The 21,108-nt window shown below is 70.9% G+C and carries 21 protein-coding genes and 1 rRNA gene; 5 read left to right on the top strand and 17 right to left on the bottom strand.

Features of this window, described 5'->3' with window-relative positions:
• Positions 1-122 precede the first annotated feature (122 nt).
• Together J4030_RS03990 and J4030_RS03985 are read right to left on the bottom strand one after the other, a co-directional pair.
• Positions 123-710 carry a hypothetical protein gene (locus J4030_RS03990; RefSeq protein ID WP_208047920.1) on the bottom strand — a complete coding sequence of 196 codons (588 nt, stop codon included), beginning with the start codon at positions 708-710 and terminating at the stop codon, positions 123-125.
• A gap of 218 nt (positions 711-928) precedes the next feature.
• Complete coding sequence (locus J4030_RS03985) at positions 929-2,296, bottom strand: replication-associated recombination protein A (RefSeq protein WP_374221976.1); 1,368 nt, start codon at positions 2,294-2,296, stop codon at positions 929-931.
• An 87-nt stretch (positions 2,297-2,383) separates the two neighbouring features.
• On the opposite strand from J4030_RS03985, the gene J4030_RS03980 reads away from it, so the two are divergent.
• Entirely contained in the window at positions 2,384-3,214 is an 831-nt protein-coding gene (locus tag J4030_RS03980) for a thioesterase family protein (protein ID WP_208047919.1), read from the top strand.
• A gap of 153 nt (positions 3,215-3,367) precedes the next feature.
• Here J4030_RS03980 and aspS read toward each other — a convergent pair whose 3' ends face one another.
• Together aspS and J4030_RS03970 are read right to left on the bottom strand one after the other, a co-directional pair.
• Positions 3,368-5,185, bottom strand: coding sequence for an aspartate--tRNA ligase (gene aspS / locus J4030_RS03975; protein WP_208047918.1), 1,818 nt, complete (start codon positions 5,183-5,185; stop codon positions 3,368-3,370).
• A 167-nt stretch (positions 5,186-5,352) separates the two neighbouring features.
• On the bottom strand, positions 5,353-5,718 hold the full coding sequence (locus J4030_RS03970) for a YchJ family protein (protein WP_208047917.1): 366 nt from the start codon (positions 5,716-5,718) through the stop codon (positions 5,353-5,355).
• 57 nt (positions 5,719-5,775) lie between these two features.
• On the opposite strand from J4030_RS03970, the gene J4030_RS03965 reads away from it, so the two are divergent.
• The 3 genes from J4030_RS03965 (at position 5,776) to J4030_RS03955 (ending at position 8,616) form a co-directional block, all read left to right on the top strand.
• Positions 5,776-6,585: a GNAT family N-acetyltransferase gene (locus J4030_RS03965; RefSeq protein WP_208047916.1), complete on the top strand. Its 810-nt coding sequence runs from the start codon at positions 5,776-5,778 to the stop codon at positions 6,583-6,585.
• 147 nt (positions 6,586-6,732) lie between these two features.
• The gene (argG, locus tag J4030_RS03960) at positions 6,733-8,145 is read left to right on the top strand and encodes an argininosuccinate synthase (protein ID WP_208047915.1); all 1,413 of its coding nucleotides are present in this window, start codon (positions 6,733-6,735) and stop codon (positions 8,143-8,145) included.
• A 15-nt stretch (positions 8,146-8,160) separates the two neighbouring features.
• Positions 8,161-8,616 carry a hypothetical protein gene (locus J4030_RS03955; RefSeq protein ID WP_208047914.1) on the top strand — a complete coding sequence of 152 codons (456 nt, stop codon included), beginning with the start codon at positions 8,161-8,163 and terminating at the stop codon, positions 8,614-8,616.
• A 74-nt stretch (positions 8,617-8,690) separates the two neighbouring features.
• Here the strand turns inward: J4030_RS03955 and J4030_RS03950 are convergent, their stop codons facing one another.
• From J4030_RS03950 to J4030_RS03910, 9 genes are all read right to left on the bottom strand, one after another.
• Positions 8,691-9,071 carry a DUF1304 domain-containing protein gene (locus J4030_RS03950; RefSeq protein ID WP_208047913.1) on the bottom strand — a complete coding sequence of 127 codons (381 nt, stop codon included), beginning with the start codon at positions 9,069-9,071 and terminating at the stop codon, positions 8,691-8,693.
• Positions 9,072-9,154: 83 nt separating this feature from the next.
• Positions 9,155-10,306, bottom strand: coding sequence for a pyridoxal phosphate-dependent aminotransferase (locus J4030_RS03945; protein ID WP_208047912.1), 1,152 nt, complete (start codon positions 10,304-10,306; stop codon positions 9,155-9,157).
• 16 nt (positions 10,307-10,322) lie between these two features.
• Entirely contained in the window at positions 10,323-10,958 is a 636-nt protein-coding gene (locus tag J4030_RS03940) for an NUDIX hydrolase (protein ID WP_208047911.1), read from the bottom strand.
• Positions 10,955-12,640, bottom strand: a complete 1,686-nt coding sequence (locus J4030_RS03935) for a CTP synthase (protein ID WP_307864546.1) — start codon at positions 12,638-12,640, stop codon at positions 10,955-10,957. Before J4030_RS03935 ends, J4030_RS03940 begins: the two co-directional genes overlap by 4 nt.
• A gap of 6 nt (positions 12,641-12,646) precedes the next feature.
• Positions 12,647-14,416, bottom strand: coding sequence for a DNA repair protein RecN (recN, locus tag J4030_RS03930; RefSeq protein ID WP_208047910.1), 1,770 nt, complete (start codon positions 14,414-14,416; stop codon positions 12,647-12,649).
• Positions 14,416-15,333: an NAD kinase gene (locus J4030_RS03925; protein ID WP_208047909.1), complete on the bottom strand. Its 918-nt coding sequence runs from the start codon at positions 15,331-15,333 to the stop codon at positions 14,416-14,418. The genes recN and J4030_RS03925 overlap by 1 nt, the downstream gene beginning before the upstream one ends.
• Entirely contained in the window at positions 15,330-16,121 is a 792-nt protein-coding gene (locus J4030_RS03920; RefSeq protein ID WP_208047908.1) for a TlyA family RNA methyltransferase, read from the bottom strand. Before J4030_RS03920 ends, J4030_RS03925 begins: the two co-directional genes overlap by 4 nt.
• Positions 16,122-16,134: 13 nt before the next feature.
• Complete coding sequence (locus J4030_RS03915) at positions 16,135-16,374, bottom strand: hypothetical protein (protein ID WP_208047907.1); 240 nt, start codon at positions 16,372-16,374, stop codon at positions 16,135-16,137.
• Positions 16,371-16,586 carry a hypothetical protein gene (locus J4030_RS03910; protein ID WP_208047906.1) on the bottom strand — a complete coding sequence of 72 codons (216 nt, stop codon included), beginning with the start codon at positions 16,584-16,586 and terminating at the stop codon, positions 16,371-16,373. The genes J4030_RS03915 and J4030_RS03910 overlap by 4 nt, the downstream gene beginning before the upstream one ends.
• Before the next feature lie 43 nt (positions 16,587-16,629).
• Between J4030_RS03910 and J4030_RS03905 the strand changes: the two genes are divergently transcribed.
• Entirely contained in the window at positions 16,630-17,373 is a 744-nt protein-coding gene (locus J4030_RS03905; RefSeq protein ID WP_208047905.1) for a hypothetical protein, read from the top strand.
• Positions 17,374-17,849: 476 nt separating this feature from the next.
• Here the strand turns inward: J4030_RS03905 and J4030_RS03900 are convergent, their stop codons facing one another.
• The 4 genes from J4030_RS03900 to rrf all read right to left on the bottom strand — a co-directional run bounded on the left by J4030_RS03900 (position 17,850) and on the right by rrf (position 20,940).
• On the bottom strand, positions 17,850-18,887 hold the full coding sequence (locus tag J4030_RS03900) for an HAD-IIA family hydrolase (RefSeq protein WP_208047904.1): 1,038 nt from the start codon (positions 18,885-18,887) through the stop codon (positions 17,850-17,852).
• 9 nt (positions 18,888-18,896) lie between these two features.
• On the bottom strand, positions 18,897-19,277 hold the full coding sequence (locus J4030_RS03895) for a single-stranded DNA-binding protein (RefSeq protein ID WP_208047903.1): 381 nt from the start codon (positions 19,275-19,277) through the stop codon (positions 18,897-18,899).
• Between the two features lie 170 nt (positions 19,278-19,447).
• Positions 19,448-20,644, bottom strand: a complete 1,197-nt coding sequence (locus J4030_RS17820; RefSeq protein ID WP_243762839.1) for a hypothetical protein — start codon at positions 20,642-20,644, stop codon at positions 19,448-19,450.
• Positions 20,645-20,822: 178 nt separating this feature from the next.
• Positions 20,823-20,940 (bottom strand): 5S ribosomal RNA (gene rrf, locus J4030_RS03885).
• Between the last annotated feature and the right edge of the window lie 168 nt (positions 20,941-21,108).

Genomic DNA, 21,108 nt, shown 5'->3' with positions numbered 1-21,108 from the left:
AGCAGGGTGCATGAGGGGAGCGCTCCTTCTCACGAGACGACGTTCCACAGGGCGACTATGTACGAGGCGGGCATCCGATGTGCGTCTACGACGCGGATGAGTCGGCGTGTCGTGCGCGATGCTCACAGCGACCACGCCCCCACGGTGACGACGAGCGCGGCGAGCACAGCCGCGATGATCGGGAGGTTCCAGTTGGAGCGGATCGACGTCGGCGCGCCGGGCGCCGCGGCATCCATCCGCTCCTCGATGAGTCGCCCCGCCGCACCGCTCCCCGCGCTCAGCGCGTGCGAGTGGCCCTGCGGGGAGACACCCATCCTGCGCAGGTGGTTGCGGGCCTGCGGGTCGCTCACGCGCGGCCTCCGGGCCGTGTTGCCGGGCGCGTTCCACGATCGGTAGACCCGCTCGCGCTCGCCCTCGCGCACCACGACCTCGACCAGGCCACGGGTGCGCACATAGGCGACGGCGCCGAACGGGATCACGTGGGTACGCCACACATTCGAGACCACGACGGCGGCATCGGTCACGCGCAAGTGCGGGCGCAGCAGCACGGCCCACGCCAGCAGCGCGACCGTCGCGGACGTCAGGACCACCCGCACCGCGGTGAGCGCCGGCTCCTGAAGGATCGCCAGCACCGCGCACAGCCCGCAGAACGCCCATACGACGAGCGTGTACGCCCACGCCGACGTGCTCCGGAACGTCTGGTCGGCCACGTTCGAACCGGTCACGGGATCCGCCGGCGGACGCGTCGGGAGCGACGGGTCGGAACGTTGACGGACCGCGAACACGAAGTCAGATCCTCCTGAACGGACACGACAGGGATGCGTCGAGCAGAACACCGGGCGGCTGCGGGGTGGTGGGCTGCCCTGGGATGAAGATGCCACACGGTGGCCCGTTCGCTTCCGGCTGATACCTGACGGTGACCAAACCGTTACTGAGGCGAGTCCTCGCCTCGGATCACCCTGCGCAGCGAGGCCCAGCGAGCGCCCAGGCTCGCCTCCCAGCCACGCCCGGTGGGGTGGTAGTAGTCGGCCCTCGCGAGCAGATCGTCGGGCAGGAACTGTTGTGGCCCCACGCCGTTCGACTCGTCGTGGCTGTAGCGATAGCCGTCGCCGTGGCCCAGATCGGCAGCGCCGGCGTACCCGCTGCCGCGCAGGTGAGCGGGCACCGCTCCCCCGAATCCGCCGCGTACGTCGGCGATGGCGGCGTTGATGCCGTTGTACGACGCGTTCGACTTCGGCGCTATCGCGTTGTGCACGACCGCCTGCGCCAGGATGATCCGGGCCTCCGGCATGCCGATCTGCGCGACAGCGTGCAGCGCCGCCACCGCGGTCTGCAACGCGGTCGGGTCGGCCATCCCGACGTCCTCGCTCGCGGCGATCACGATCCGCCGGGCGATGAAGCGCGGGTCCTCCCCCGCCTCCAGCATCCGCGCCAGGTAGTGCAGCGCGGCGTCCACGTCGCTGCCGCGCATCGACTTGATCAGCGCGCTCGCGACGTCGTAGTGCTGATCGCCCGCCCGGTCGTAGCGGACCGCTGCCTGGTCCATGGCCTGCTCGACGTCGGTCAGCTCGATCCGCGTCGAGGCACGGTCCTGCGCGACGCCGGCCGCCGCCTCGAGAGCGGTCAGCGACCGGCGCGCGTCACCCCCGGCCATCCGCACCAGGTGCGCGCGAGCGTCGTCGTCGAGGGCGAACGCTGCTGCGAGACCTCGCTCGTCGCGGACGGCGTCCGCGAGCAGGAGGGTGATGTCCTCGTCCGACAGCGACGTGAGGCGCACCAGCACCGACCGCGAGAGCAGGGGTGCGATGACGCTGAACGACGGATTCTCCGTGGTCGCGGCGACCAGCACGATCAGCCGGTTCTCGACCCCGGGGAGCAGCGCGTCCTGCTGCGCCTTGCTGAACCGGTGGATCTCGTCGAGGAAGAGCACGGTCTGGCGCCCGTAGAGGTCGCGCTCACGTGCGGCCTGGTCCATCACCGCTCGCACGTCCTTGACGCCGGCGTTGATCGCCGACATCTCCACGAAGGTGCGCCCTGCCGCATCGGCCACCAGGTGCGCCAGGGTGGTCTTACCGGTGCCGGGCGGCCCCCAGAGGATGGCCGACATCGCTCCGGCCGCGCCGCTCGCACCCTCGACCAACCGGCGCAACGGGCTGCCCGGTCGCAGCACGTCGGTCTGACCGCGCACCTCCTCCAGCGAGCGGGGTCGCATCCGGACCGCGAGCGGCGGCAACCCCGCCCGGTCGGACGGGTCCGTGCCCCGTGCGCGTCCCGGGTCGGAGAACAGGTCTGCCACGCGGTCACCGTATCCGCCGGCCAGGACAGGGCGGGCCAGGGCGGGCCCGCGCCCGGTCCACGAGGCGTGCCCGACATGATGGCCACCATGAGCGAGTTCGACGATGCCATCGCGACCACCGGGCCCGACGACAGCGGCGCGTACGTCGGCGTACTCACGCACGAGTGGGGTATCGGCGAGGCGGTCAACGGCGGGCTGCTGATGGCGTTGTCCGCCCGCGCCACCGGTGACGCGTCACAGCGCGCGGGCGGACACGCCGACACCCTGAGCTTCAGTGGGATCTTTCTCTCGCCCAGTTCGCCCGGTCCGGTGCGAGCCCGTCCGACGATCCTGCGTACGGGGCGCTCGATGAGCACCGCGCAGGTGGTGGTGACCCAGCCCGTCGACGGTGTCGACGTCGAGCGCTTCCGCGCGCTCCTGACCCTGGGCGATCTCGGCCGGTACGACGAAGCGCCCCGCAAGACCGTCGCCCCACCGACGATTCCTCCCCTCGCGGAGTGCATGAGCGCCAAGGACGCGCCGCCCAGCTTGTCGCAGTCGGGGCTGCTGCAACGGCTCGATCTGCGCCTGGACCCGGCCACGATCGGGTGGGCGGTCGGCGCTCCGAGCGGAAAGGGCGAGCTGCGGGGCTGGATGCGGCTGCAGGACGACCGCGCTCCCGACGCGCTGTCGCTGCTGCTGGCGCTGGACGCCTTCCCGCCGGTCGTCTTCGACCTGGGCAGTCAGGGCTGGGCGCCGACGATCGAGTTCACCGGGTACGTGCGCGCCCGGCCGGCACCCGGCTGGCTGCAGGTGCGCACCCACACCGACCACGTCGCGGGCGGCCTCTTCAACGAGGACTGCACGGTCTGGGACAGCACCGGCGCGCTGGTCGCCCAGTCCCGGCAGCTCGGCGCGGCCCGCTTCCCCGCGACCTGAGCGACGCGTCGTACGACGTACCTGTCCGACGGCGGCGACGGTTTGCGTCGGTGCTGACGGTTTGCGTTCTCGGCCAGGGCGGCAGCACTGGCCGAGAACGCAAACCGACCACCGGGTGGCCCGGTGGTCGGTTCGGTGCTCGCGGTGTGCGGGTCAGCTCTGCTTGGGGTTGACCTCGGGGGCACCCTGGGCGGGCACGGCGGCCGCAGGTTTCGCGTCGACCCCGGCCTCCTTGCGCTGCTCGGGCGTGATCGGGGCCGGCGCCGCGGTGAGCGGGTCGAAGCCGCCGCCGGACTTCGGGAAGGCGATGACCTCACGGATCGAGTCGGTCCCGGCGAGCAGCGCGCAGATCCGGTCCCATCCGAAGGCGATGCCGCCGTGCGGCGGCGCACCGAACGCGAAAGCGTCGAGCAGGAAGCCGAACTTCTCCTGGGCATCCTCGTCGGACAGGCCCATCACCTTGAAGACCCGCTCCTGGATGTCCCGGCGGTGGATACGGATGGACCCGCCGCCGATCTCGTTGCCGTTGCAGACCATGTCGTAGGCGTACGCGAGCGCACTGCCGGGGTCGGTGTCGAAGGTGTCGAGGAACTCCTTCTTGGGGCTGGTGAACGCGTGGTGCACCGCGGTCCAGGCGCCTGAGCCGACGGCGACGTCGCCAGACGCGACTGCGTCAGAGGCAGGCTCGAAGAGCGGAGCATCAAGCACCCAGAGGAACGACCACGCGGACTCGTCGATCAGGCCACAACGGCGGCCGATCTCCAGGCGGGCGGCACCGAGCAGCGCACGCTCGCTCTTGCCGGGCCCGGCGGCGAAGAAGATGCAGTCGCCGGGCTTGGCGCCGACGTGCCCGGGCAGCGCGGAGGTCTCGGCGTCGCTGAGGTTCTTGGCGACCGGGCCGCCGAGCGTCCCGTCCTCCTGCACCAGCACGTACGCGAGGCCGCGGGCCCCCCGCTGCTTGGCCCAGTCCTGCCAGGCGTCCAGCTGCCGACGCGGCTGGGAAGCGCCGCCCGGCATGACGACGGCACCGACGTACGGCGCCTGGAAGACCCGGAAGCCGGTGTCGGCGAACAGCTGCGTGCACTCGACGAGTTCGTTGCCGAACCGCAGGTCGGGCTTGTCGGAGCCGAAGCGGTCCATGGCATCGGCATAGGTCATCTGCGGGAACGGCGTGGGCAGGTCGATGCCGGCGACGGCCCAGACGGCCTTCGCGATCGACTCCCCCAGCTCGATGATGTCGGCCTGCTCGACGAAGCTCATCTCGATGTCGAGCTGGGTGAACTCGGGCTGGCGGTCGGCGCGGAAGTCCTCGTCGCGGTAGCAGCGCGCGATCTGGTAGTAGCGCTCCATCCCGGCGACCATCAGCAGCTGCTTGAACAGCTGCGGGCTCTGCGGGAGCGCGTACCAGCTGCCCGGTGACAGCCGCGCCGGCACCAGGAAGTCGCGGGCGCCCTCCGGGGTCGATCGGGTCAGCGTGGGGGTCTCGATCTCGACGAAGTCGCGGTCGTCGAGGACGCCGCGTGCGGCGCGGGTCAGCTTGCTGCGCAACCGGATCGCGCCACCCGCCTCCGGGCGTCGCAGGTCCAGGTAGCGGTACTTCAGGCGGGTCTCCTCGCCGACGGTCACCCGCTCGTCCAGCTGGAACGGCAGCGTGACCGAGGCGCTGAGCACCTCGATGTCGGAGGCGACGACCTCGATCTCACCGGTCGGCAGCTCGGTGTTGAAGTTGCCGTCGGGCCGCACGCGGACGCGCCCGGTGACCTGCACGCAGTACTCGTTGCGCAGGTCGTGCGCGCCACCCTCCTCGAGCACCTCGTCGCGTACGACGACCTGGGCCACGCCGCTGGCGTCGCGCAGATCCAGGAACGCGACCCCGCCGTGATCCCGACGACGGGCGACCCACCCGGCGAGCGTGACGGTCTGGTCGGCGTGGTCGGCACGCAGCGTGCCGGCCTCCTGGGTGCGAAGCACAGGGGTTCCTTTGCGGGGGTTCGAGGATCGTTCGGACGGGCGCGCGCTTGTGAAGCGGGCCGTCCGCCATCGTACGGAAGCGCTGGACGTGCGGCATCCCGGTATCCGTCGCGCGGGCCCCGATTGTCAGCGTTCTGGTGGCGCCGACGCCACGAATCCGCTGACGATCAGGAGTGCTCGCCCCGGTAGAGCCACCGGCCGCCGCGCCGCTCGAAGCTGCTGCGCTCGCGCAACGACCCCCCGTCGTACGACGCGACGAACCCCACGACACCGGTGCTGTCCTCGGCCTCGCCGTCGACCACCTCGAGGATCCGCAGACCCGTCCACGTGACCTCGCGATCGAGGGTGACCTCGACCGGTCGGGTTGCGGGATGCCACGTGCGCCAGAGGTGTTCGGCGTTCCCGTAGTAGTACGCCGTGTAGCGCGACCGCATCAGTTCGAGCGCGGTGCGGGCGAGCCGGGTGGTGGCGAGGAGGGGGCCGCAGCAGTCGTCGTACGGCAGGCCGGAGCCGCATGGGCAGGGGTCGGACATGGCGCAAGGATAGAAACCGATGGACAGCCCGTCCCCGGTGCGGCATAACTGTGCGGCGTGGACGACCTGCCCGCCGACCTCACGACCCGCCCCCTGACCATGGCGGACGCCCCCATGGCCGCGACTCTCATCGGCGCGGAGGAGATCGTCGCGCTGGGCTACGCGGAGATCACCGCCGCCGATCTCGTCGCCGACTGGCAGCGCCCCAGCTTCGACCCGATCGCCGGAACCATCGGGGTCTTCGAGCAGCAGCGGCTCGTCGGGTACGCCGCGTACTCCGGCTCCGGGAACTGCGACGCCGCGGTGGATCCCGGACGGCACGGGCGGAGCATCGGTACGGCGCTCGCCCGGTGGTGCCAGGAGCGGGCGCGCGCGGACGGCGCGCCGCGGGTCGGGATGCAGGTGCCGCAGGGCAGTGCCGCCGACCGGTTCCTGGAGCGACACGGCTACCGCCTGCGCTGGACCGCGTGGGATCTGGAGTTGCCCCCCTCGGCCCAGCTGGATGCGGCGCGGGTCCCCGCCGGATTCCGCATCCGAGAGGCGACGACGGCCGATTACGACGTCGTCTGGCAGGTCATGGAGGACGCCTTCCTCGAGTGGTCGGACCGGGACAGGGCCTCGCTCGAGGACTTCCTGGCGCGCACCCTGCAACGGCCGGGGTTCGCACCGTCGCACCTGCGAGTGGTCGTCGACTCCGACGGGACGGTGGTGGGCGCCGCGTACGCGATCCTCGAGGAGGGCACCGGCGACGTCGAGCGGCTCGCCGTCCGCGCGACCCATCGCCGGCGCGGGCTCGCCCGGGCACTGCTCGCCGACACCTTCGCCACGCTGCGGGAACAGGGCGCACCGCGCGACCCTCGCCACTGACAGCCGCACCGGCGCTCTCCCGCTCTACCTGCATCTGGGCATGCGCATCGTCTCCACGTGGGTCAATCGGGCCGTTGACCTGTGACGCGCCCGCCCGGCAGGCGACGCGCTCGGCGGCGGTCGGCGCAGCGCCGTTAGCCTGTGCGCGTGTCCAAGGTTCTGAACTCCCTGCCCGTCGGCGAGCGCGTCGGCATTGCCTTCTCCGGTGGTCTCGACACGTCGTGCGCCGTCGCCTGGATGCGCGAGGGCGGCGCCGTCCCGTGCACCTACACGGCCGACCTCGGCCAGTACGACGAGTCCGACATCGCCTCGGTGCCCGGGCGCGCAGGCCAGTACGGCGCCGAACTCGCCCGCCTGGTGGACTGCCGCGGCCCGCTGGTCGAGGAGGGCCTGGCCGCCATCGCGTGCGGCGCCTTCCACATCCGCTCCGGAGGCCGCACGTACTTCAACACCACGCCGCTCGGCCGCGCGGTCACGGGCACCCTGCTCGTGCGCGCCATGCAGGACGACGGCGTGTCCATCTGGGGCGACGGTTCGACGTACAAGGGCAACGACATCGAGCGGTTCTACCGCTACGGCCTGCTCGCCAACCCCGCGCTGCGCATCTACAAGCCATGGCTCGACGCTGATTTCGTCAACGAGCTTGGCGGGCGGCACGAGATGTCGCAGTGGCTGATCTCGCGCGATCTGCCCTATCGGGACAGCACGGAGAAGGCCTACTCCACCGACGCGAACATCCTCGGCGCCACCCACGAGGCGAAGTCGCTCGAGCACCTGGACACCAGCCTGGAGATCGTCCAACCCATCATGGGTGTGCCGTTCTGGGACGAGTCGGTGTCGATCCCGACCGAGGACGTCACCATCTCCTTCGAGCGTGGCCGCCCGATCGCTATCAACGGCAACGCATTCGAGGACTCCGTCGACCTGATGCTGGAGGCCAACGCCATCGGCGGTCGCCACGGTCTCGGCATGTCCGACCAGATCGAGAACCGCATCATCGAGGCCAAGTCGCGCGGCATCTACGAGGCGCCCGGGATGGCCCTGCTCTTCATCGCGTACGAGCGCCTGGTCGCCGCGATCCACAACGAGGACACGCTCGCGTCGTACCACCAGGAGGGCCGCCGGCTCGGTCGGTTGCTCTACGAAGGGCGTTGGTTCGACCCGCAGGCGCTGATGATCCGTGAGGGGCTGCTGCGCTGGGTCGCCTCCGCGGTCACCGGCGAGGTGACCATCCGGCTGCGTCGCGGCGAGGACTACTCGATCCTCGCGACCGACGGGCCCGCGTTCTCCTACCACCCGGACAAGCTGTCGATGGAGCGCACCCAGGACGCGGCGTTCGGCCCGGTCGACCGGATCGGCCAGCTGACGATGCGCAACCTGGACATCGCCGACACCCGCGCCAAGCTCGAGCTGTACGCCGCGCAGGGTCAGCTCGGCGCGCAGACCCAGCTCATCGGCGAGATGGAGCCGGGCGGCGCTGCGCAGATCTCCGCGAACCCCGCGGCGGACGGCGACGACGACCTGCTCGACCGCGCGGCGTTCGACGCCGGCACGGACTGACAGCAAGCCGATCGGTTGTCCGCAAGATCGCGACGACGTCGACACGGAAGTGCGGACAACCGACCTCCTGACCTGCCGGCGGACCTGCCGCCCGAGTTCGCTGTCCTGCGCGACATCGGGTCTTCCCTCTGGACCGACCTCGGCCTGCGCCTCCTGCCCGGGTCCACGACGACCGAGGACCTCCCGGAGATCAACGGATGGTGGCTACGGGACTCGAGCGGGAGCAGCATCGGGCTGTGGATTCATCCTGAGGACATCGACTGGCCCTCGCGGTTGTGGGCCACCACCACTGCGGTGGAGGCGCACATCCAGGAAGCCGGTGCTTCGTCCGGGCGGAGCAACTGGCCACCCTGCCCCGCGCATCCGCGCACTCACCCGCTCGATGCCCGCATGGTCGAGGACGACATGGTGTGGTGCTGCCCCGAGACCTCGGAGCAGGTCGCCCCGGTGGGGCAGCTGCTCGACTCCTGACGGTGGTTGTCCGCAGATTCGTGACGGCGTCGACACGAAAGCGCGGACAACCGACGTACGACCGGCGGGGACGCTTAGCCGGTGAACGCCAGCGCGATCAGGCCCAGCGCCGGCGCGGCACCCTGGATGGCGGCGGCGCGCAGCTTGGAGTGGTCGCTGGTGGCGAGGACCACGGCGGCGGCGACCATCGACCCGGCGCCGGCGATCGCCAGTGCGACCGATCCCTGGGTGTGGCCTGCGATCCGGAGCACGATCGCCGCGGCGACCACCACCGCGAGGAACAGGTTGTAGAACCCCTGGTTGTACGCGAGGGCCCGCGTGACCTCCGCCTCCTCGGGGCTGGTGCCGAACGCGGCGCGGGTGCGCGACGCCGTCCAGGCGAAGGACTCGAGCCAGAAGATGCACACGTGCACGACCGCGGCCAGGCCGAGCAGCACGTATGCGAGAGAGACCACACCGGCAATCTAGCGGTGCCGAGTGTCCGCAGATTCGTGACACCGTCTGCGCGAAACTGCGGACAACCGAGCGGGGCGCGCGGTCAGCAGACCGCCGCCAGCCGGTCCAGCGCCTCGTTCAGATCGGCGGTGTCACCACAGAAGGACAACCGCATGTAGTGGTGCCCGTCGATCGGGTCGAAGTCGATGCCCGGCGCCAGCGCCACCCCGGTGCGCGCGAGGACGTCGTGGCACCACGTCAGGGAGTCGGTGGTGAGGTGACCGATGTCGCAGTACGCGTAGAACGCCCCGTCCGGCGGCGCGAACGACGTGATCCCGAGTTCCGGCAGCCGGCCCAGCAGGACATCGCGGTTACGCGCGTATCGCTCGACGTGCGACCGCAGTTCGTGCTGGGCGCCTGCGGAGAACGCCGCCACCGCCCCGACCTGGGACACGGCGGGAGCACAGATGGCGAGGTTGCCCTGGAGCCGGTCGACCGACGTACGCAACTCCGGCGGCAGCAATGCCCAACCCAGTCGCCAGCCGGTCATCGAGTGGTACTTGCTGACCGATCCCATCACCGCGCCGGCCCCCGAGAACTCCCACGCGCTCGCGCACTCGCGCCCGTAGGAGATGCCGTGGTAGATCTCGTCGGAGATCAGCAGCACGTCGTTCGCTTCGCACCAGTGCGCGATCCGCTCCAGCTCGCGGGCATCGATGATCGTGCCGGTGGGGTTCGCCGGGCTCGCGAGGATGACTCCGTCCGGGCGCTGCGGGAGCGCCTCGAGCAGCTCGACGGTCGGCTGGAACCTGGTCTCCGGTCCGCAGACCAGGTCGACCGGCACGCATCCGAGCGCCTGCACCGTGTTGCGGTACGCCGGGTAGCCGGGCCGGGTCATCGCGATCCGCGCACCCGGCTCGAACGCCGCCAGCAGCAGCGTGCTGAAACCGCCCGACGACCCATTGGTCACCAGGACGTCCTGCGGGGTGACCGCCAGGCCGTACGCCGTCTGGTAGTGCTCGGCGACGGCGGCGCGCAGCACCGGGATCCCGTCGGACTCGGTGTAGCCGAGCACCTGGGTGTCGATCGCATCGTGCACCGCGTCCACCACTACGCGCGGCGCCGGTGTCGACGGTTGTCCGACGCAGAGCAGGATCGCGTCACCGTGACTGCGCTGCCGGGCCGCCGCGGCGCGCACCAGCTGCATCACCTGGAAGGGTGCGACCGCACTGCGGGACGACGGGGTGCGGCTCATCGGTGACGGCGTGGGGTCATTGCCGGTACGCCGGGTGGAACGGCCAGGGCGCGTCCGATGCACGCAGCCCTGCCCAGTCGCGTTGCCGGGCGATGTAGGCCGCCATGACGGCCGCGGCCCCGGGGCCGTTGTGCATCCGTCCGTCGAGCACGGCGTCGACCGCGTCGTCGAGACGGACCCAGGTCGTCGTCATACCGGCTTCTTCGCCCTCGCGCACGAAACCCTCTGCGGTGGCGTCGAACACGTCACGCGCGAGGAAGACGCGGATGTTCTCCGACAGCGCACCGGGCGAGGTGAACAGGTCGATCAGGACGTCCCACCGGTGCGCGTCGAGGTCGGCCTCCTCGCGCAGTTCCCGGGCAGCCGCGTCGCGCGGGTCCTCACCGGGCTGGTCGAGCAGACCCGCGGGGATCTCCCAGTCGTACGTGCGCACCGGGTGGCGGTACTGCTGGATCATCGCCACCTCCTCGAGCCCCGGCTCGCCACGCAGCGCGACGACCGCGACGGCACCGGTGTGCTCGATGTAGTCGCGGGTCACCTCACCGGCATGACCGAGGTCGACCACATCGGTGCGCACATCCCAGACGTGCCCGTGGAAAGGATGCTCGGAGGAGACGACCGGCCGCGGGTCGTACCGGTCACCGAACGTCACGGGGCGACGGCGGTCTCGGCGGGTCGGGCGCTGGGTACGTCGACCAGCCGGCTGGCGCGCTGCTCGTCGATCGCGGCGCCGATCAGCCCGGCGAAGAGCGGGTGCGCGCGGTGCGGGCGGGACAGGAACTCCGGGTGCGCTTGCGTGGAGACGTAGTACGGGTGCACGTCGCGCGGCAACTCCACGAACTCCACCAGGGTGCCATCGGGCGACGTGCCGCTGAAGACCAGCCCGGCCTCGGCGAGCTGCTCGCGGTAGGCGTTGTTGACCTCGTAGCGGTGCCGGTGGCGCTCGGAGACGCGGATCGTGCCGTACGCCTCGGCGATCACCGAGCCCTCTTCCAGCAGAGCGGGATACGCGCCCAGGCGCATGGTGCCACCGAGGTCGCCCGCGCCCTCGACGAAGGCCTTCTGCTCCTCCATCGTGGCGATCACCGGCGCCGGCGTCTCGGGGTCGAACTCCGAGGACGACGCGCCCTCGATCTTCGCGACGTCCCGCGCGTACTCGATGACCATGCACTGCAGGCCTAGGCAGATGCCGAGCGTCGGCACACGGTTCTCGCGCGCCCACCGCAACGCACCGAGCTTGCCCTCGATGCCGCGTACGCCGAAGCCGCCGGGCACCAGCACCGCGTCGACTCCCCCGAGCGCCTTCTGCGCGCCGCCGGGGGTCTTGCACTCATCGCTCGCGACCCAGCGGATCCGCGCCTTCGCGTCGTGGTGGAATCCACCGGCGCGCAGCGCCTCGGTGACCGACAGGTAGGCGTCCGGCAGGTCGACGTACTTGCCGACCAGGGCGATCTCGACCTCGTGCTGAGGGCGGTGCACCCGCTGCAGCAGCTCGTCCCAGTCGTGCCAGTCCACGTCGCGGAAGGACAGCCCGAGGCGGCGTACGACGTAGGCGTCGAGCCCCTGGGTGTGCAGCACCTTGGGGATGTCGTAGATGCTCGGCGCGTCGATCGCGGCCGCGCAGGCCTCGGTGTCCACGTCGCACATCAGCGAGATCTTGGCCTTGATGCTCTCCGGGATCTCCCGGTCGGCGCGCAGCACGAGCCCGTCGGGCTGGATGCCGACCTGCCGCAGCGCGGCGACGGAGTGCTGGGTCGGCTTGGTCTTCAACTCGCCGCTGGGCGCGAGATAGGGCACGAGCGAGACGTGCAGGAAGAAGACGTTGTCGCGCCCGACGTCCTGGCGCACTTGACGGGCGGCCTCCAGGAAGGGCAGCGACTCGATGTCGCCGACGGTCCCGCCGATCTCGGTGATGATCAGGTCGACGTCGTCCGCGGCCTGCGCGCGCATCTGCGTCTTGATCTCGTTGGTCACGTGCGGGATGACCTGCACGGTGTCGCCGAGGTACTCCCCGCGGCGCTCCCGGGCGAGCACCCGGCTGTAGACCTTGCCGGTGGTGACGTTGGCGTCACCGGCGAGATTCACATCCAGGAAGCGCTCGTAGTGCCCGACGTCCAGGTCCGTCTCGGCGCCGTCCTCGGTGACGAAGACCTCGCCGTGCTGGAACGGGTTCATCGTGCCGGGATCGACGTTGAGGTACGGATCCAGCTTCTGCATGGTGACCCGCAGTCCGCGCGCCCGGAGCAGATGTCCGAGGCTGGAGGCGGTCAGGCCCTTGCCGAGCGAGGAGGCAACGCCGCCGGTGACGAATATGTGTTTCGTAATGTCCACCACGGGCTCTCAGCCTACGTCATCCACGGGCCGTCGCCGGCCTCCGGACGTAGCCGACACGCCTGCTCCGCGCAGGGCCGGGCCCTGGGCCGCCTCGAGCAGCTCGCGGGCGTGCTCCTGGGCGACCTGGCTCTCGCTCACGCCGCCCAGCATCCGCGCGAGTTCGGCCAGCCGGTCGTCACCCTCGACCACGGCCACGTCGCTCTGGGTGACTTGTCCGTCGCTCTCCTTGCGGACGACCAGGTGCCGGTCGGCGTACGCCGCGACCTGAGCCAGGTGGGTGACCACGATGACCTGCGCGTGCTCGGCGAGGCGCTGCAACCGGGCGCCGACGTCCAGCGCCGCGGCTCCCCCGACGCCCGCGTCGACCTCGTCGAAGACGAACGTCGGCACCGCTCCGGAGCCGGTGACCACCTCCAGTGCGAGCATCACCCGGGAGAGTTCACCCCCGGACGCCGCCTTGGCGAGGTTGCGCAGCGCGGCACCCTTGTTCGCCGCCAGCATGATCTCGACCCGGTCGATGCCGTGAGCGGTGTACTCCCCAGGCGTGGGGGTGACCATCACCTCGATCCGCGCCGACCCCATCGCCAGGTGGGCCAGCTCCTGCGCGACCAGCTCCTGCAGGGTCACCGCTGCCGTACGACGCCCTGCGGTCAACGCGTCGGCCGCGTCCACCAGCTGGGTCGCCAGCTGTTCGAGCCGTGCGCCGAGGTGGGCGATGCGGTCGTCGCTGCCCGCCAGGGCGTCGACCGAGGCGGCCGCGTCCTTGGCCCAGGCGAGCACCTCGGCCACGTCGGCGCCGTACTTGCGGGTCAGCCGGCCCAGCGCCGCACGCCTCTGCTGCACCGCTTCGAGGCGGCCCGGCTCGATGTCCAGTCCCGCCAGATAGCTGCCCAGATCGGTCCCGAGTTCACCGGCCAGGATGCCGATCTCCCTCAGCCGGTCGGCCAGGCCGGCGAGCTCGACGTCGTGATCGCCCTCTCCCGCCAGCGACTGGCGGGCGTGCGAGACGAGGTCCACGACGTACGGCGCCCGCTCGGGCTCGTCGTCGTCGCCCACCAGCGCGGCATGGGCGATCGCGGCGGCCTCCCGCAGTGCGTCGACGTGCAGCATCCGCTCGCTCTGCGCGGCGAGCTCGTCGTCCTCACCCGGCTGGGGGTCGACGGCCGCGATCTCCTCCAAGCCCGCGGTCAGCAGTTCCAGGCGTTGGACACGCTCGCGGGACTCCTCGCGCAAGGCCGTGAGCTCGGCCTGCGTCACGGTCCATTCGTCGAAGAGCGTCACGTACGCCGCCCGGGTGTCCGCGAGCGTCACGCCCCCGAATTCGTCGAGCACCACGCGGTGCTGATCGGGTCGCTGCAAACGCCACTGGTCGGCCTGGCCGTGCACGGCGACCAGATGCTCGCCGATCTCGCCCAGCACCCCGATCGGGGCACTGCGCCCACCGATGTGGGCACGGGACCTGCCGGCCGCGGACACGCTGCGCACCAGGACCAGACCGTCGCGGACGGCATCCTCGGCGTCGGCACCCGCCTCCAGCGCTCGGAGCAGTGCGGGATCGCCGTCGGACACCTGGACCACGCCCTCGACCACGGCCTGGCCGCTGCCGGCGCGCACCAACCCGGGGTCGGCACGACCGCCGAGGAGGAGGCCGAGACCCTGCACCACCATCGTCTTGCCGGCACCGGTCTCTCCGGTGACGACGTTGAGGCCGTCGGACAGCTCCAACAACGCATCGTCGATGACCCCGAGGCCACGCAGATGGATCTCCTGGAGCATCAGGCCTCGGAGGGGCCCGGCGCGGGGCCCATGCCGCGCCACCCGGACACGGACAGGTCGAACTTCGCAACGAGCCGGTCGGTGAACGGCGCCGTGGACAGCCGCGCGAGGCGCACCGGACGCCCGCTGCGGCGTACGTCGATGCGGGCCGACGACGGGATGTCGAACGAACGGCGCCCGTCGCACCAGACGACGGCTTGGGCTCCCGTGCGGTCCAGCATCTCGATCCCGACGCGGGAGTTGTGGTCCAGGACCAGCGGCCGCGCGAAGAGCGCGTGCGCGGAGATGGGCACCAGCAGCAGCGCGTCGACACCCGGCCAGACAACGGGTCCGCCGGCGGAGAACGCGTACGCCGTGGAGCCGGTCGGTGTGGCCATCACGATGCCGTCGGCGCCCCAGGTCGACAGCGGGCGGTCGTCGATCTCCAGCACCAGCTCGAGCATCCGCTCGCGAGACCGCTTCTCGACCGATGCCTCGTTGAGGGCCCAGCTCGTCCACACGACGCGGCCCTCGACGCTCACCTCGACCTCGAGGGTCATCCGCTCCTCGACGCTCCACGACCGCTCGACGATCTTGCGCACCGTCCGATGGATGTCGTCGCGGTCCGCCTCGGCGAGGAATCCGACGTGACCGAGGTTGATCCCGAGGAGCGGCACCCCGATGTCCCGCACGAGTTCGGCGGCGCGCAGGATCGTGCCGTCCCCACCGAGCACGACGGCGAGTTCCGCCCCATCCATCGACTCACGGCAGTCGGCCACCGACACGTTGGGTTCGTGGAGCACCCCGAACGCCTCGAGTTCATCGGCCGGTCCGGTCACCTCGACGTCGGCGGCCGCCAGGTCGCGGACCAGTTTGCAGGCGATGTCCAGCGCCTCGGCCCGGCGCGGATGACCGATCAGGACGATGCGGCGACTCACCGCTGCTCACCTGCGACGGCGCTCACGAATTCGTCGATGGACACGTCGGTCATCTTGCCTGCCGCCGCGTGCCGTGCCCACATCAGGTACTCCGTGTTGCCCGTCCCTCCCACGACCGGGCTGCGCAGCAGACCGTGCACGTGCAGTGTCGCAGCGCGCGCGTGCTCGATCACCGTGCGCACGACCTCGGCGTGCTGCTGCGCCGAGATGACCACCCCTGTGCGCCCGAGGCGTTCGCGGCCCACCTCGAACTGGGGTTTCACGAGGGTCACCAGGTCGCCGCCCGGTGCGGTGAAACGCGCCAGCGTGTCCAGCACCAGCCGCAGCGAGATGAAGCTGAGATCCGCGACGACGATGTCGGCAGGACCGCCGACTCGCTCAGGATCCAGGTCGCGCACGTTCTGCCCGGACATCTCGGTCACGCGCGGATCTTCCGCCACGACGGGAGCGAGCTGGTCATGGCCGACGTCGAGAGCGACGACGTGACGGGCTCCCGCCGTGAGCAGGACCTGGGTGAATCCCCCGGTCGACGCACCGACGTCGATACAGCCGGCACCCGAGGGGTCGATCGGGAAGGCCTCCAGCGCGGCCACCAGCTTGTACGCCGCGCGCCCCACCCAGCGCTCTGGTGCGCCCTCGACCTCCACACCGGTGTCCGCGCCCACTCGGATCGAGGCCTTGTGCGCGACCGCACCGTCGACCCGCACCCGGCCGCCCTGCACCAACTCGGCAGCGACCGCCCGGGAGCGCGCCAGGCCGCGGGCGACGAGGGCCTGATCCAGGCGCATCGCAGACCCGCCGTCAGCTGGACAGATCACTCAACCGGCGTTGCAGCGCATCGTGGGCGGCCGTGAGCGATTCGGTGGCCGCAGCGAGGTCGGTGTCGGGACCGATCCGCAGGCCGAGCGCCGCCCGGACCGCCTCGAGCTGATCCGACGCGTCCTCGGAGCGATCTTTCTCGGAGCCCGAGGTCGGACGACCAGTGGGCACGGCGTCCGGGCGACGACCCATCGAGGCGGGGCTCGGCGGGCCGACACTCATGCGCCGTCACCCGACCCGGCGGTGGCGCCTGCCGGCGCGGCATCGGACTCCGCGGCGTCGCCCGGCTCGGTGGACGCGGCACGTGCGACGACCCCCTGGACGTCAGCAACTGCCGCTGATCCGGTCACTCCCGCCGAGACGTCCGCAGCCGAACCGCCGTCGAGGTGGCGGGTGTTGCCCTGTTCGACCACCGCGTCGGTCGAATGGCTCATCGCAGCCTCCGCGCCGGTGCCGTACCCAGGAGCGGTCGCGGTCGTGTCCGCGTCGAGATGGCGGGTATTGCCCTGCTCCACGACCGCGTCGGTCGGCGTGTGGATCTCGCTACCGGGCGTCGCGGGCGTGTTCGCGGTCGTCGGCCGACCGGCCGTCGGGCTCGGTGCCGTCGTGGTGCCCGTCGTCGTCGACGTCTTGGCTGCCGGCGAACTCTTCTTGGTTGCCGACTTCTTCGTCGTGGCCTTCGTCGTGGCCTTCGTCGTGGCCTTCTTGGTGGAGGACCTCTTCGTCGTGGCCTTCGTCGCCGATGTCTTCGATGCCGGGGTCTTCGATGCCGGGGTCTTCGATGCCGGGGTCGAGGCAACCGCGGACACGGCGGCACTCGGTACGCTGCTGGCGTCAGTGGCCTTCTTGGCGGTGGTGCGCTTCGCAGCGGTGGCCTTCTTTGCAACAGACGGCGTCGCCTTCTTGCTCGCCGAACGCGCGGCCGACGTCGTCTGCGCCGACGCCGTTCTCGAATTCGCCGACTTCGTCGTCTTCTTCGCCGCAGACGGCGCTGACTTCTTACTGGTCGCCGTCGCCTTCTTACTGGCCGTCGACGTGGTCGTCGCCGCAGACTTCTTCACCGCGGACGGCGCCGTCTTCTTACTGGCCGTCGACGTGGTCGTCGCCGCAGACTTCTTCACCGCGGACGGCGTCGCCTTCTTGCTCGCCGAACGCGCCGCCGATTTCGTCGCAGCCGTCGACGGACGGGTCGTCGTGGCAGATGTCGTGCCCGCGCGATGAGCGACCGTCGCCCGTGACGGCCGGCTGGTGCGCGGCACCGCCACCTCGTCCGCCGGTGTCGCGGGAGCACGGTTGGCCAGCGCCCTCCGGAGGTCGGCGACCTGGGCCTTCAACCGGTCGATCTCGTCCCGCGCGGACGTGAGCCCGCCGGACGTGGTCAGGCCGACTCGCTGCAGCTGCAGGTCGACCTCGGCACGGACGGTGTCGGAGATCATCGCGCGGTTGGCCGCGGCGGCTGCCACCAGTTCGTCGGCGAGGGTGCTGACCTGCCCGGTGACCTGGGCGGCCCTGGCGGTCGTCGGACCGATCCCGGGCAATCCCAACAGGCCCTCCGCGGCCTCCGTCGCGCGGGCCCGGGTGGCTTCGCTGACCCCGGTGATCATTGCCAGCGCAGAGCGCAGACCGTCTAGTGCCATGTCGGGGTTCCTTCGAGGTAGGTCCGGCACGTGCGGCACGCGCCCGTATGGGCGACCACGCTACTGCCAGCGCGAGGTCGCCGACACTGCCGCCTGGGTGGAGATCCGACCGTCGTCCACGGCCGACCACAGGACACGCAGCGCGATGCGCAACCCGTCCTGCCCGAGTTCAGCACCACTCTCCCGACCCCGGAACCGCACGGCCGGTTGCGCGGACGACTCCAGCACCCCGAGCAGATCGCCCACCCGCCAGCCCGGGCCGTCGGCCGCCGGTTCGTCGTACGGCTCACCCAGCGCTCGCAGGTCACCGGCCACGTAGCGAGGGCGCAGATGCGGATCGGCAGCAACCACGTCGGCGACCCCGTGCACGCCGGTGAACACCAGCAAGGCATCCATTCCGGCCGCATGCGCACCAGCGATGTCGGTCTCCAACCGGTCGCCGATGCCGAGCGTGTGTGCCGGGTCGGTGCCGAGCCGCTCCGCGGCGAGCTCGTACATCAACGGACCCGGCTTGCCGACCACCTCGGGGTCGACATCGACTGCGACGCGCACGGCGCCGACCAGCGACCCGTTGCCCGGCGCGATCCCCCGGTCGGTCGGCAGGGTCCGGTCGGCGTTGGTGACCACCCAGACGGCACCGGACTGGACGGCGTACGCGACCTCCGCGAGATCGCTCGCCCGGACGTCGGGGCCGTACCCCTGCAGTACGGCATCCACGGACCGGGAGGACGCCGCGGCCTCCGGCGGGCTCACCGGGCTCAGCCCCGCACCGCGCAGGGCGTCGGCGACGCCCATTCCTCCCACTGCCAAGACGGAGGCCCCGGCGGCGAGACGCCCCGCCAGCACCTGCGCCCCCGCCACCGAACTGTTGACCACGTGCTCGCCGTTCACCGACAGGCCCAGCGACCGAAGCTGCTCGGCGACCTGTTCAGGTGGGCGGGAGGCGTTGTTGGTGGCGTACACCACGCCGCCAGGAGACGCCGACGCCACCGCGGAGAGCTCCTCGACGGCGTACGGCACCGCATCGGCACCTCGGTAGACCACCCCGTCGAGGTCGCAGACAAGGCCGGGGTAGAGGTCACGCAGAGCACTCGGCATACCTCATTGTCACCGCCGCCCGGGGACACCACGCACCTTGCCCACCGAGGCGGCCTCCACCTCGTGGCGGCTGACCGCACCACCACCGGCTTTCCAGAAGCGCCGGCGAAGAGCCCCCTGCACCCGTACGACGTCCCCGGCCTGCAACCCCAGCGCCGCTCTGCGGGTCCTCGAAGTCCAGCAGGCGACGTCGATGACGTCGACCGTCGGCCGCTTGCGGTCCGAGGCGGGCCTCCGCGCCGGTTCTCGATCGACGACCAACCGGAAGCTGACCAACTCGTCGTCGCTCGGCATCACCCGACGCTCCGCCGGTGCGCTGATCCGGCCGACGAGCTGTACATCGTTGAGGCCGGGCCCTCGGACCGGTCCCTCGTTCGCTGCCTGTGCCATGTCCTGCTCCTCGTCCTTCTGGTGTCATCACAGAGTGGACGGAGGTCACGCCGCGGGCCAGGCAACGTCGTAGGCCTGTGCACAACCGGCCGGGCCGCCAGGGGATGTGCACAGAGCCCGCACATAGACCCGCGAGAGTGTGCCTCACGCGGGCCTACACCGCGCAGGAGCTACGAGTGCGGCTTCCCGGGCTCCTCGTCGCGACCGCCGGAGTCTTCGGAGCTGCCGGCCTCGTCCTCGCCGTCGGACCCATCGAGCAGATCGGTCATCTCGATGTCGGAGCCGACCCCGAGCCGTTCCGCGGCGTCCGTCTCGTCGTCGGTATCGGCTTCCATGGCCTTGGTGAACCAGGTCCGGGCACCGTCCTCGTCACCGGTTGCGAGCAGCGCATCGGCGTACGCGTAGAACAGCCGCGCGGCCCACGGCTGATTCGTCGCCCGCTGCAGGGCGGGGATCCGCAGGCCCATCACCGCCGCATCCGCCTGCCCCAGGTCACGGCGGACCCCGGACACCACGATCGCCAACTCGATGTTGTCGGCCTCCGCGAGGTTCTTCGCATCCGCGGAGGACGCGAGTTCCAGGGCGCGATCGGCGCGGCCCAGACCACGCTCGCAGTCGACCATGTACGCGATCAGGTGGTTCGAACCGGACAGCCGGCGCGCCGTGCGGAACTCACGCAGCGCATCGGAGAACTCGCGCCGTCGGTAGCGCACCAGCCCGAGAGCCTCCCGCACCGCAGGCACCCGCCCGGCGCGCTTGGCGGCATGCTCGGCGTGCTCGAGCGCCAGGTCCGGGTCCTCGTCGAGGAAGTGCGCAGCCGCCACCAGGTGACGCGCAACGCCCTGCGCGTTCTCCTTGCTCAACGTGCGCAGTTGGGTCCAGACCTGACGATCCAGTTCCTTGCCGGTGATCTCGTCGGGAAGCTCCGGTTCGCGGACCCGAGGACGGTCCGACGCCCGCCCGGGTGCGTTGAGCTCCCAGCTGCGCGGGCCACGGTCCCGACGTTCAGGGCGCTCCTCGCCACGACCGGCCCGCGGGGCGTGCCCGGATGCACGCCCATCCCGGGCACCGCCAGCCCCCGTGGGACGCCCACCCTGGCGTGAATCGCGAGCACCCGATCCCCCTCTGGCCTCACGCGACCGGTCCGGGGCCGCGCCCGAGCGGCCTCCCCCGGACCGGCTCCGGTCCGAGCGCTGCGCACCACCGGTACGACGCTGTTCGGGACGCTGCCCGCGCGCAGTCGACTCGTCGCCGCGGCTGCTGGCCCCGTCAGCCGGGTCGGCCTGACGGCCACGGGCCGCTCCCCACCGTGCGGAGCGCTCCGTCGACTCAGATTCCTGTCCGGCGTTCTCGTCCTGATCGGGCATCGCCGACACCTCACTCCTGGTAGATCGCTGGTCAGCACCCTAGTGCGACGCCGGCGTCAGCCGCCCGGACGCCGGCGCGGCAACAGCACGTGGACATCGAGCACAAGGTGCACAAAAAGAATGCGGAGGTGCAAGACAACCATTCGGTTATCTCGCACCCCCGCATTCATCAAAGGTAGTTCGGCGGTGTCCTACTCTCCCACACACTCCCGTGTGCAGTACCATCGGCGCTGAAGGGCTTAGCTTCCGGGTTCGGTATGGGACCGGGCGTTTCCCACTTCGCTATGACCGCCGTAACACTATGGAACTGTATTGACCCTTTTGGTGGTCACCATCACCAACCACACCCCCGTTTTGCGGGTGGTGTTGTTGGTGGTGGGGTGGGTGTGTTGTTCCAGAATCACACAGTGGACGCGAGCAAGCTCTTAAAGTTTTGGTTGTGGTGTCAAGTTGTCGGCAGATTA

Origin of the sequence: Allobranchiibius sp. CTAmp26, from assembly GCF_017565405.1 — a bacterium.
GTDB lineage: Bacteria > Actinomycetota > Actinomycetes > Actinomycetales > Dermatophilaceae > Allobranchiibius.
Note: the sequence above shows the minus strand (reverse complement) of the source record. Positions and strands in the feature narration are given on the sequence as shown.